Origin of the sequence: Nostoc sp. DedQUE04, assembly GCF_034530995.1 — a bacterium.
Lineage (GTDB): Bacteria > Cyanobacteriota > Cyanobacteriia > Cyanobacteriales > Nostocaceae > Nostoc.
In genome coordinates this window covers 80,415-92,887 of record NZ_JAVRCA010000007.1, presented here as the reverse complement: position 1 = coordinate 92,887, position 12,473 = coordinate 80,415, and the positions used below count along the sequence as shown (strand labels likewise).

Sequence of the window (12,473 nt, the reverse complement as noted above, 5' to 3'; positions counted from 1 at the left end):
GTGAAGCAAAGCGCAACCCAACAAAGGCATTTTGTTTGCGAAGTATTTTTTTCCTAAAAAAATGTTTTTTATACGCAAAAATACTTAAAAAAAATTAACTTATATTTTAGTGTCAAAATTCTGGTTATTTATTTCTAAAGTATTCCGGAAACAGGAGGGAATGTCAGAAAAACTAGATAAAAGGACTTACTGAGTAACCAGGTCATGACCCACCACATAATCGGTAAATTACTACAAGGGCGTTACCAAGTTGTCCAAAGCCTCGGTGCAGGGGTGTTTGGACAAACATACATTGCTGTAGATGTAGATTATCCAGAGAATCCCAAATGCGTTATTAAGCAGATTAAAGTTAGCAGTTCCGAATCTGGCTATTTGGAGATGTTGAGGTTACTGTTTCTGACTGAAACCCAAACCCTCAAGCTTCTAGGAAGCCATGACCAAATTCCTGAATTTATCGCCTGTTTTGAAGAAAACGAGCGATTTTATATAGTGCAAGAGTGTATTGAAGGACATGCGCTAACTGCGGAATTGCCCATCGATAGCCAATGGGGCTGTCTGTGGAGTGAGAGCGAAGTTGTAAAATTTTTGATAGATGTCTTAGGTATTCTAGAATTTGTTCACTCTCAAGGCGTTATCCATTGCGATATCAAGCCGGAAAACTTGATTAGACGTACTGTTGATAACAAGTTAGTTATGATTGACTTTGGCTCAATCCAGTCGATCGATTTTGGCATAGGTGCAGAATTGCCCATTTATAGAATTCCCGTCACTTCATTGGGATACATACCGCCAGAACAATTTATTGGTCAGACACAGCCCAACAGTGATATTTATGCTTTGGGTATGATTGCTATTCAGGCTTTAACAGGGCTAGAACCACTACAATTAAAAACCGATCCTTCTACTAATGAAATTTTTTGGCGTTCTCAAAACACGCCAGTTAACGATTATTTAGCTGCTGTTCTCAGCCAAATGATCCGCTACAATTACCAAGACCGCTTTCAGTCTGCGGGTGAAGTGTTGCGGGTACTCAAACAAATAATCTGGGAACCTCAGCCATCAGAAACATTAGAGGAAGATTCTCAATTTTCCCTAGAAGTAGCGAAAAATTCTGCATCTGGAAAATTATCCCCATTATTAACGGGAATGAAAGTAGGATTGGCAGCTAATTCTTTAGTGATGGGATTTGGTGTATATTCTTTAGTTAATACTGCGCCTGCATATTCAGAAACAGATACTTTATATAAAGCCACAAAAGAATATCAAGCCGGAGATTTAGAAGAAGCGATCGCACTTGCTAAATCAATCCCTTCTCACAGCAATGTTTATCCAGAAGCGCAAGCTACAATTGAAGAATGGCAAGAACAATGGCAAGTAGCTGCACAGCAATACGAAATAGCACAACTAGCTTTTCAAGAGAGCAGATGGTCAGATGTTCTTCATGCTGCTGCGAAAGTTCCCAAAATTTTATATTGGCAATCTAAAACAGATAAAATAGTTCAAAAAGCATCTGTCAACATTGAATTACAGACGCAAGATTTATTAGCAAAAGCTTACGAAAAAGCTGCTGACAAAGATTTTTCTGCCGCCTTACAATATCTACGTCAAATTCCTCAAGAAAGTCGTGCCGGGGCTTTAGTTCAAGACAAGTTAGCTGAATATAATCGAAAACGGCAGATCAGAGCAGCCTACTTTTTACAGAAAGCCTATAAAAAAGCATCTATTGGTGATTTCGATCGAGCTGTAAAATTTCTCCAAAATATTCCCAACGATACTTTAGTTTATGCTCAAGCTCAAGTCAAATTGAATGAGTATACTCAAAAACAACGCGTGGTAGCTGACTATCAAAAGATAGCTTCTGCAAAAAGAACAAATTTATTTGTTCCGAAAAAGTCAGTTACTAAAATTGAATCTCTTCAAGAAGTAAATTACTTGCAAGAGGTTAATATTCGGTAGGTTTGGTAATTCGTAATTCGTAATTCGTAATTCGTAATTCGTAACACTTTGTACGTTTGCGTAGTATGTCGCAAACAGACACTGCACTTAGCTTGCTTTCCCGTAGAGGTACGATGAGATAAGGGAATAAGGGAAATAACCCATGCCCAATACCCTCTAGTTTTTACCAAGGAACCACACCGTTTTCATCAAAAAATCCTCCGCTAGAACCATCATCAGGTAGAGTAGCAAGTCTTACTGCTGCGATCGCACCCTGTTCAACAGTGCGATACCCTTGGTATTGATTAATGTCAGTTGCTGTAAAACCAGGATCGGCAGCATTGATTTTAATTGGGGTATCTTTAAGTTCAGCAGCCAATAAAACTGTGATTGCATTCACTGCTGTCTTGGATGAGTTATAAGCAAGAAGCTTAGAATTAGCGAATTCATAATTTGGATCGGAGTTTTGAGTCAGAGAACCTAAACCACTTGATAAATTCACTATTCGCCCTGCTTCTGACTTCTTTAAAAGTGGCAACAACGCTTTTGTAACTGCAAACACTCCAAATACATTCGTTTCATAAGTATGTCGCAGTGTTTCAATATCAACTTGACTAGGTGGAAGGCGATCGCCATCACTTATTATTCCAGCATTGTTCACAAGAATATCAAGTTTTCCAAATTCGCTCTCGATTTGTTTAGCCGCAGAGTCGATTGTTTTTTGGTCACTCACATCAAGTTGAATTGTTTGGGCATCGATCTGGTTAAGACGAAGTTTATTCGCCGCTTCTTCACCACGTCCTATATCTCTTGAACCAACAAGAACAGTAGCACCTCTAGAACCTAATTGGCGGGCAATCTCATATCCAATACCTTTATTTGCACCTGTGATCAGCGCAACTTTGCCTTTTAAATCTTCTGACATATTACTTCTCTATTTTGCTCGGCACTGACAACTTTTACTATCTTTGAGCAAGTTTAGTGTATAAGTAGTGTGTATAAACACAATATTTGAGATTTAGTAATCCTATACAAGTAGCGATCGCCTGTCATATTTGCACCAGTACTAATTCACACCTCAGATAGCTGTTGAGAAAATATTTGCAGCTTAAAGTAGCAATTGACTCAAAAATTCTTGCAGAAGGTAGATATGCAAACCAAACAGCTTGGCAATTCAGAGCTTAACATTACCCCAATCGGCTTTGGTGCTTGGGCGATTGGTGGCGGTGAATGGGCTTTTGGCTGGGGAGAGCAAGATGACCAAGAATCGATCGCAGCGATCGATCGCGCTCTTGACCTCGGCGTTAATTGGATTGACACCGCAGCTATTTATGGTTTAGGGCATTCTGAAGAGGTTGTTGCTAAGGCGCTCAAAGGTCGATCTAGTCGCCCTTACATTTTCACGAAATGCTCAATGATCTGGGATGAAAAGGGCGAAATTGCTCGCAGTCTGAAAGCGGATTCTTTGCGGCGGGAGGTTGAAGCCAGTCTGCGCCGACTAGACATTGAAACCATCGACCTTTACCAAATCCACTGGCCCAACCCTGACTCAGAAATCGAAGAAGGCTGGACAACTTTGGCCAAGCTCAAGGATGAGGGTAAGGTTCGCTATATCGGAGTTTCCAATTTCAATGTCGAACAGTTGAAACGTATCCAAGAGATTGCACCAGTTACATCATTGCAACCGCCTTATTCGCTGGTAAAGCCGGATGTCGAAAAGGAGATTCTGCCTTTTTGTAAGGAAAATAACATAGGTGTGATTGTTTATTCACCTATGCAATCTGGCTTGCTCACAGGAAAGATGACACCTGAGCGAGTTGCTAATTTCCCAGATAATGATTGGCGCAAAAACAGTAATGAATTTCAGGAGCCACGTCTATCTCGTAACCTGAAGCTAGTCGAGGTGTTGCAACACATTGGTAAACAACACGATCGCTCGCCAGGTGAAGTAGCGATCGCTTGGACTTTAAATAATCCGGCGGTGACTGCGGCGATCGTTGGCGGACGCAATCCTAAGCAGGTAGAAGGAATCATTGGTGCTGGAGAATTTCGCCTCAATCAGCAGGAACTAAATGATATTGATACTTTCCTGCGCGAGAATCCATAAAATCTCTGCTGGAAAACCTGATAAACCCCACGACTTAAGCCGGGGGTTTATTCATACTTTTATTTTGTTGCTACGCCGATAATATGAGGACTAACAATTGGCAATTGCGCATCAAATCGCTCATAATTGATGCTACTAAAACCAGCCTTTCCTAATGCTATCCAAATTTCTTTATCTGGATGACAACCATCACCTATTGCTTTCCCAATTGGACTAATTGTGTTTTGTACTTGTCGCAATAAACTTCCTTGAGGTGCGGCGACATGTTCAATAAATAAGAAGCGTCCGCCTGGTTTAAGTACTCTTAAAATTGCCTGCAATGTATAATCTATATTCGGCACATAGCATAAAAATAATGTACTAACAACAGTATCGATGCTGTTATCTTCGGCATCTAACCATTCGGCATTACCAATGCGGAGGTCGATATTTAAACCCAGTTTTTCTGCTTGTTTTTGAAGAGAAGAATGCCTATGTGAATTTGGCTCGATTCCTATCCAATGGATATCTTTAGGATAATAGGGTAAGTTAGCGCCTGTTCTGGGGCCAATTTCTAAAACTTTACCTTGGAGATTAGCAAAAAGAGAACGTTTGCGATCGCTGACAATTTTATCATATTTGCTACTACTTGAAGCCATCATCCAGGCAAAAAAATGTTTACCAAGGTTTGCAAAAATATTATTTTTTGAATCTCCAATAATTTGGTTTACAGTCATTATCTACTTCCTAATTTTTGAGCCGAGAAATTGGGGTGCTAAACAACCATTTGATAGCCTCAAGGTACAATACTTGGTGTTTGTTGTACCTCACCCATTAGACTCACCTGATAGGATGAATTTAATTAACGTATTACGTGTAGCACTGGAACCGTAAGATATTACAGAAAGAACAAAAGGATAGAGGCGTTTATATATACGATGATGAGCGATCGCCTGAGAAAATCTAATATAACTGCGGATGTTATAATCCAAAGTGGGTTTTGCAAAACAGCGTTTATTGAACTCCAATCGCTCTCATGAAGTACGAGATACCAAATTGGCAGCGGTAGTAACTTAAATTATACGACGAATAGTGACAGAGAAATTAACTCAAAACAATTGTTTCATCCAAGAAAAACTATGAGCTTTAAACTTCAAGCTTTGCAACTTCCGACTCTCCAGAAAAAATCCGAAGGGCCAATTGTAACTGCTTGGCAGAAATTTCTTTTAGATTATGACTTCCCGATTGCTGCCGTTGATGGGGATTTTGGGAATATTACAACTCAAGCAACGCGTGATTATCAGACTAGTAATGCTTTAACAGTAACGGGAATTGTCGATACAGCTACTTATAAAAAAGCGCTAGAGCAAGGTTTTGCAATTTATTTTGCTATCTACACCGATGCCGGGAATAAATTCTTAACCTATCTTAACTTTGGAGTAAATGAGGTCAAAGATTTACAAAAAAGTTTAACAGCGATCGGTCGTTTGAATCCGCCGTTAGTAGCTGATGGAGACTTTGGCCCCAACAGTACAAAAGGACTAGCCGAAACTTATAAAATCAGAGACGTCAATTTTCGAGCCGAGTTAGCTCAACAGATTTCTAATACAACAAAAACCAAGCTTGGCATTGATTTGGAGTTGGCTTTAGACAACATAACTGAATATGCCAAAAGATTAAGACAACGACTGAGTGGAAAAGCCTGGGTTAATTTTTTCCCAGACAGCGACTCAATTGATGATTTAGCTTCTCCCTTTCGTCAAAAAGTACAAGCTTTTGAGCAAGCCTTAAAAAATGCCGGAGCTAATATCGATATATCTTCAGTATTTCGCCCTTCAGAACGAGCTTATTTAATGCATTATGCTTTTCGTATTAGCAATAATGAAATTGCTGCCAAAGATGTTCCACCGATGCCTAATGTAGATATTAATTGGCTACATTACACCAATGCTGGTTCTGTCCAAGCTGCTAAAGAAATGGTGTCTGCTTATAATATTGCTTTTCGACCTGTTCTTACCTCTCGTCATACCCAAAGATTAGCAATTGATTGGGAAATTACTTGGTCAGGAACCTTAAATATCAAAAACGCTAACGGAACGACAGTCAGCATCAATCAGCCACGAACGAGTTATGAAAATTCTACTTTATGGCAAGTTGGGCGTTCTTACGGTGTGATTAAATTATCTAGCGATCGCCCCCACTGGTCACATGATGGACATTAATGGCTAGAGGAACCGCATATATGGAGAACGCAGTTCCAAAGTTCAGAGTAGAATGACTTGATAAAAATTCCAGATTGGAACAAGGAAAACTCCACAAAGGCTTCAAAATAACTCTTTGTGGGGGATTTCTATTTGCATCTCCCAATCTCTGCATATTTTTTGAGTACGGTAAACCGTATTTGCTCGTTAGTTCCCAAAGATTAATTAAATTGTTAAGTTTAGTTACATAAATAAGTAAAAAAATACTGCAAACATTGCTAAATGGGAGAAATTATGAGAAACAATAGTATACTTGAAGACCCAGACAAGCCGAATAACTTTGCCTTATCGTTAGCGAGTCTTCTCCCAAAGAGATGTAAGGGCTAACGAGCATCATGAGCCTTACAGCCCATCGTAGACATTGCTCAGATGCGAATATACCAGCATTTTTGACCAGTCTTTAATCAAGTTTCTCAAAGCGTTAAGGAAAATGAGAAACAGAGGAGAATGGGTAAAACCAATGCCCAATGCCCTATGCCCTATGCCCCATACACAATTTTCAAGTTAGTTTCATTATTTCAGGATTGGTAACATTTATGGGAATTAAAGAACAGCCTAAGTCACCTCGGTTTCGGATCGTCGCTAATATATTACTGGCAGTATCAGGGCTATTCTTGCTCTTAAATTTATTTTTGCCTAATTTATTTGCTTCTGGCCCGACTGGTGTTCCTTACAGCTTGTTTATTCATCAAGTACAGGAAGGGGAAGTCAACCGCGTTTCCGTTGGTCAAAACCAGATCCTCTACCAAATAAAAACAGAAAATGCCGAGCCGGGTCAGGTGTTTGCAACTACACCCATCTTTGATTTGGAGTTACCCAAACTCTTAGAAGAAAAGGGAGTTGAGTTTGCTGCTACACCGCCACCCAAAAATACTTGGTTTACAACCCTGTTAAGTTGGGTGATTCCACCACTGATTTTTATTGGGATTTGGCAGTTCTTTCTTGCACGTGGTGCTGGTGGCGGTGGCCCTCAAGGTGCCCTTTCCATTGGTAAAAGCAAAGCTAAGGTTTACGTTGAAGGCGAATCCGCAAAAATCACCTTTGCAGATGTGGCTGGGGTAGAAGAAGCAAAAACTGAGTTAGTGGAAATTGTAGATTTCCTGAAGACTCCGGCACGGTTTACGCAAATTGGCGCTAGGATTCCCAAAGGTGTGTTGTTAGTTGGCCCTCCAGGTACTGGTAAGACACTGCTAGCGAAAGCCGTAGCAGGAGAAGCAGGAGTTCCATTCTTCAGTATTTCTGGTTCCGAGTTTGTCGAATTGTTTGTCGGTGTCGGTTCTTCCAGAGTGCGGGATTTGTTTGAACAGGCTAAAAAACAAGCTCCCTGTATTGTATTCATTGATGAATTGGATGCGATCGGTAAGTCTCGTAGCAGTAACGGCTTCTACGGTGGTAACGATGAGCGCGAACAAACCCTCAACCAATTACTAACTGAGATGGATGGGTTTGCAGCTGGGGATGCAACGGTAATTGTACTAGCAGCGACTAACCGCCCGGAAACCCTAGACCCGGCATTGCTGCGTCCAGGCCGTTTTGACCGCCAAGTGTTGGTAGACCGTCCCGATTTATCTGGCCGTGAAGCAATTCTCAAGATTCACGCTCAAAAGGTAAAATTAGGAGATGATGTAGATTTAAAAGCGATCGCTACTCGTACTCCTGGTTTTGCTGGCGCAGATTTGGCAAACTTGGTGAACGAAGCTGCATTATTGGCAGCGCGCAATCTGCGTGAAAAGGTTGCTCAAGAAGACTTTGCCGAAGCAATTGAGCGGGTAGTCGCCGGTTTAGAGAAGAAGAGTCGCGTGATGAACGAGACTGAGAAAAAGATTGTTGCATACCATGAAGTTGGTCACGCAATGGTCGGGGCGCTGACAACCGGAAACGGTCGTGTAGAAAAGATTTCGATTATTCCTCGTGGGATGGCTGCTTTGGGCTACACTCTGCAATTACCAACTGAAGACCGCTTTTTGATGAATGAAGATGAACTGCGGGGTCAGATTGCAACTTTGTTGGGTGGACGTTCCGCCGAAGAGGTTGTGTTTAACAGTATTACCACAGGTGCTTCCAACGATTTGCAACGAGCAACTGACTTGGCAGAACGGATGGTAACAGCTTATGGTATGAGCAAAGTCTTAGGGCCATTAGCTTATCAACAAGGACAACAAGCAGCATTTTTGGGTAATGGTGCACCGAATCCTCGGAGATTGGTAAGTGAAGATACAGCGAAAGCGATTGATATCGAAGTCAAGGAAATCGTGGAAACAGCCCATGAACAAGCCCTAGAGATTCTCAGACAGAATCGAGACTTGCTAGAAGCGATCGCTACTCAACTCTTAGAAACAGAGGTCATTGAAGGCGAAAAACTGCACGATTTGTTGAGTCAAGTTAAACCCGTAGCTAATTCGTAATTCGTAATTCGTAATTCATACATAGAGGGACGCAGAAGATAACTTTGCGTCCCTCTGCGTTAAACCTCTGCGTTCCTTTGCGTTTCAGAAATGCCACTTATCGCAATACAAATACCAGCTAACAAAAATGCTAATCCACCCCCAACAGCACCAAAAAAAGGTGTTATTACTTGCAGTTGGGGAAATATAACGCCAAACAAACTCATAGCTAAAGCAAACCCACCAAAATACATCCCAATTCCTAATCCCGCCCATCGCTGGGGTACTTGCCCTAAAGCAAAAGGAATTGCCCCGTTGACAATTAAACTAAAGCTCGCAACGATCAACACAATTATTGGAATTTGTGCGCCCAGAGATATCATTATCAATAACGAAGGGATGATTGCACAGATCCCACAAAGCATTGCTTGACTATTACCAATTTTAACGGCAAAAATTCCTGCTGGTATGCTGGCAATTGCGATCGCTATTCCAATCCAAACCATTTGCATATCAATATTATCAGTATTCAGTTGGGTCTTGAGTACTTTACCCAAGACATCCATGAGAAATCGGATACCCCAGGCGACACCAAAACCAGTTCCTAAAATCAACGCCAATTTCTCTAAGGGCAACTTTACTGTTTCTGCTTGGTGTCTATCTACTGGTACTTCTGGGGGATTGACTAAGCGAAACACAGCCGCCGCCCCCAGCATCACAAAAGAACCGATCGCAAAGGTATAAACTGGGCCTAAACTCAGAATAAACTTGTAGCTTATTGGTTTAAAAGCTCCAATCACACCGCCTGTTAAAGTGACAAAACTTGCTGTTAAAGGTAACTGGGCTGGCTTAGAATACATCCCCAACAGGCACATAGCTGGAGAGCGAAATATTGTCATTGCCAATGCCCAAGCTACCAATACTATAGGTAAGAGCGATCGCATGACGGTAGTAGGCGGGATCAAACTTACAACGCATGGTATAGCAATAAACAAAGCCGATGCCAGAATCATACCTACTGAGATAAAAGGAAACCGAGTTCCTACCCAGCGCCTAGCTTGGTCTGAAAGTCCACCCATCACTGGTTCCAGCACCGCACCCAAAGCATTTTCGACTAGCACCAAACCAACTGCCAGTGAAGCAGGAAAACTAAACTGAGTCAAAAGTTGCGGTAAATAGATATTATAAATTAACCACGAGAGGGTAATTGCTCCCTGCACAGCTGCCAACACCCAAACTTGCACCCATAAAATATTCAGATGAGATTTCGAGGTAGTCAAGTCGCTTCGCTCCAATTAAAAATTAAAAATTATTAATTAAAAATTTCAAGACGCTCTCTACGAGACGCTGCGCCTAGCTTGCTTCTTTGCAGGAGTACGTGGCCTCGCTAACACTACGCTATCTATCATTGTTAGCTCTGTACCAAAATTAATTAATTAAAAATAGAAAAATTTTTAATTTTTAACTTTTAATTTTTAATTCCAAAAAGGTCATCAGCAGATGGGAAGTGGGGATTTAAACTGCAAACTCGCTCTGCTCACGGCAGAAGAAGAGGGGGAAAGGGAAAAGGTTAAAGGGAAAAGGACAGATATTCTCCTTTCCCCTTTCACCCTTCCCCTTTAACCCTTCCTTGTGCCTCCTGCCTGTCTTTGTTAATACTCTGGAACTGAAGGATCGATTTCTCGACTCCAAGCGGTAATTCCGCCTTTAACATTTGTCCCGACAATCCCGGATTCCTTAAGGATGGCGAGAGCTTTTGCCGATCGCCCGCCCATTTTACAATGAGCAATTAAACGATGACCGTTTAATATTTCCTTCACCTTAGCAACACCATTGCCATTTTCAATGTCTGGTAAGGGCACCAAAACTGAACCCGGAATCTTGGCAATGTCGTACTCATGGGGGTTGCGGACATCCAGCAGTACAAAATCTTTCGCACCGCTATCCAGCAACTCTTTCAAATCCTTGACGGTCATTTCTTGACTTTCCATCTGCTGTTTTGCCTCCTCTGCCTTAGCTTGTGGAATCCCGCAGAATTCTTCGTAGTCTATCAGCTTTTCAATCACTGGGCGAATCGGGTTCGGACGCAGCTTCAACTCCCGAAATTTCATATCCAAGGCGTTGTATAGCAGCAATCGCCCACTGAGAGTGTTGCCTTGTCCCAGAATGATTTTAACAGTTTCGGTTGCTTGGATTAAACCAATAATTCCTGGCAAAATTCCCAATACGCCACCTTCTGCACAAGAAGGAACCATTCCTGGTGGTGGTGGTTCTGGGAAAAGGTCACGATAATTCGGGCCACCTGCGTAATTAAATACAGTAGCTTGCCCTTCAAAGCGTAAAATTGAACCGTAGACGTTGGGCTTATTCAGCAATACGCAGGCATCGTTAACTAGATATCTGGTGGGGAAGTTATCAGTACCATCCACGACGATATCGTAAGGTTGAATAAGTTCTAGGGCGTTTTCGGAAGTCAGACGAGTTTCGTATAAATCAACCTGACAATAGGGGTTAATCTCGTGAATGCGGTTTTTTGCCGATTCAATCTTAGGTTTACCCACCCAGGATGTCCCGTGAATTACTTGGCGTTGCAGATTAGAAGTATCGACAATATCAAAATCGACAATTCCGATGCGTCCAATACCCGCCGCCGCCAAATATAAAAGTAGTGGTGAACCGAGTCCACCTGTACCGATACACATTACACTAGCGGCTTTCAGGCGCTTCTGTCCCTCTAGTCCTACTTCCGGTAAAATCAGGTGTCGGGAGTAGCGTTCGTAATCGTCTTTGGTCAACTGGATTTCGTCCAGATTGGGATTGAGCATAGCAGTTTATGATGTAGGAAAGCGGAATATTAATCCTATCGAAAAACTGGATCTTATATCATGTCCGCTTGATTGCTTATTAAACCCGAAGAACCCCACCCCGCCAAAGCTGTGCTTTGTCTCCCCTCCCCGCAGGCGGGGAGGGGTTGGGGGTGGGGTTCTTTTATTATGGGTAATTTGGCGGACATGATATTATATGGAGATAGGAGTGGGAAAGACGAATTTTCATCTGTGATAGCGGCGAAAACCGCGATGAGTGACTGTCTTTAAACTAAGCCAGTTATTTTATATTTTCAATTGCCTCTATTTGAAACTGATGAGTATCATCAAGGCTCCAGCTTTGTAGTTCTCCAGCTTTGCCGTTTTGGACGGAAACTATTATATACGAGTATCCCTGCCAAGCGTATAGGCGATCGCATTCTGAGGGTATAGCAGGATGATCTGGATGAGAATGAAAAATGCCGATAATGTTCAATGAGCGATCGCGTGCTTCCCTTTGTGTTTTTAGCATAACTTCGGGTGCGATCGTATATTGCCGTCTTTTACTTTCTGTTGTGCCTTCCCCTGGAAATTCAGCCGCCGCTTCTGTATTCCAAGCATTTTCTGTTGGCATGACTTCTACCACAGTTTTGCCCTCACTAGCCAGATAGCCCAAAATTATACCACAGCACTCATCTGGGTAAGTGCTTTCGGCATGGGTGCGGATGATTTGCAAGTGTTCTTGGCTAAGTTGGATCATGTCTGCGTTTGTAATTCTAGCAACTTCTAACAATTTTTGCTTAATGCGTATGCTAGCAAAAACCGCAGGCGATCTTAGATAGTTAAGAGAATAGTTGGATAATTACTACGTAAAAGCCTTGAAATAAGGTGAATCGTAGAGAAATATTACTTTTCTTCCAGAGGGAAGAAATGAAAGTATGCCAAAAATGTCAAATTTCGCTAAATTCTTTGTACCCTAAAAATGTACAAACCGTAGGTTTAG

General features: G+C 41.8%; 9 protein-coding genes. 4 read left to right on the top strand and 5 right to left on the bottom strand.

Annotated features, from left to right (window positions below):
• Positions 1-204 precede the first annotated feature (204 nt).
• Positions 205-1,956, top strand: a complete 1,752-nt coding sequence (locus RM049_RS06835; RefSeq protein WP_322703629.1) for a serine/threonine-protein kinase — start codon at positions 205-207, stop codon at positions 1,954-1,956.
• 163 nt (positions 1,957-2,119) lie between these two features.
• Here the strand turns inward: RM049_RS06835 and RM049_RS06830 are convergent, their stop codons facing one another.
• Entirely contained in the window at positions 2,120-2,860 is a 741-nt protein-coding gene (locus RM049_RS06830) for an SDR family oxidoreductase (RefSeq protein WP_322703628.1), read from the bottom strand.
• A 225-nt stretch (positions 2,861-3,085) separates the two neighbouring features.
• On the opposite strand from RM049_RS06830, the gene RM049_RS06825 reads away from it, so the two are divergent.
• Positions 3,086-4,042, top strand: coding sequence for an aldo/keto reductase (locus RM049_RS06825; protein ID WP_322703627.1), 957 nt, complete (start codon positions 3,086-3,088; stop codon positions 4,040-4,042).
• Positions 4,043-4,101: 59 nt separating this feature from the next.
• Here the strand turns inward: RM049_RS06825 and RM049_RS06820 are convergent, their stop codons facing one another.
• Complete coding sequence (locus tag RM049_RS06820) at positions 4,102-4,758, bottom strand: class I SAM-dependent methyltransferase (protein WP_322688290.1); 657 nt, start codon at positions 4,756-4,758, stop codon at positions 4,102-4,104.
• Positions 4,759-5,160: 402 nt separating this feature from the next.
• On the opposite strand from RM049_RS06820, the gene RM049_RS06815 reads away from it, so the two are divergent.
• Both RM049_RS06815 and ftsH4 read left to right on the top strand, forming a co-directional pair.
• Positions 5,161-6,243, top strand: a complete 1,083-nt coding sequence (locus tag RM049_RS06815; protein WP_322703626.1) for a peptidoglycan-binding protein — start codon at positions 5,161-5,163, stop codon at positions 6,241-6,243.
• Positions 6,244-6,818: 575 nt separating this feature from the next.
• Positions 6,819-8,687: an ATP-dependent zinc metalloprotease FtsH4 gene (ftsH4, locus tag RM049_RS06810; RefSeq protein ID WP_322670532.1), complete on the top strand. Its 1,869-nt coding sequence runs from the start codon at positions 6,819-6,821 to the stop codon at positions 8,685-8,687.
• Between the two features lie 59 nt (positions 8,688-8,746).
• Here the strand turns inward: ftsH4 and RM049_RS06805 are convergent, their stop codons facing one another.
• From RM049_RS06805 to RM049_RS06795, 3 genes are all read right to left on the bottom strand, one after another.
• Complete coding sequence (locus RM049_RS06805) at positions 8,747-9,946, bottom strand: MFS transporter (RefSeq protein ID WP_322688292.1); 1,200 nt, start codon at positions 9,944-9,946, stop codon at positions 8,747-8,749.
• 372 nt (positions 9,947-10,318) lie between these two features.
• A complete protein-coding gene (gene moeB, locus RM049_RS06800) occupies positions 10,319-11,491 on the bottom strand; it encodes a molybdopterin-synthase adenylyltransferase MoeB (protein WP_322703625.1) in 1,173 nt (390 codons plus the stop codon).
• 280 nt (positions 11,492-11,771) lie between these two features.
• The gene (locus RM049_RS06795) at positions 11,772-12,230 is read right to left on the bottom strand and encodes a M67 family metallopeptidase (protein WP_322670499.1); all 459 of its coding nucleotides are present in this window, start codon (positions 12,228-12,230) and stop codon (positions 11,772-11,774) included.
• Positions 12,231-12,473 lie beyond the last annotated feature (243 nt).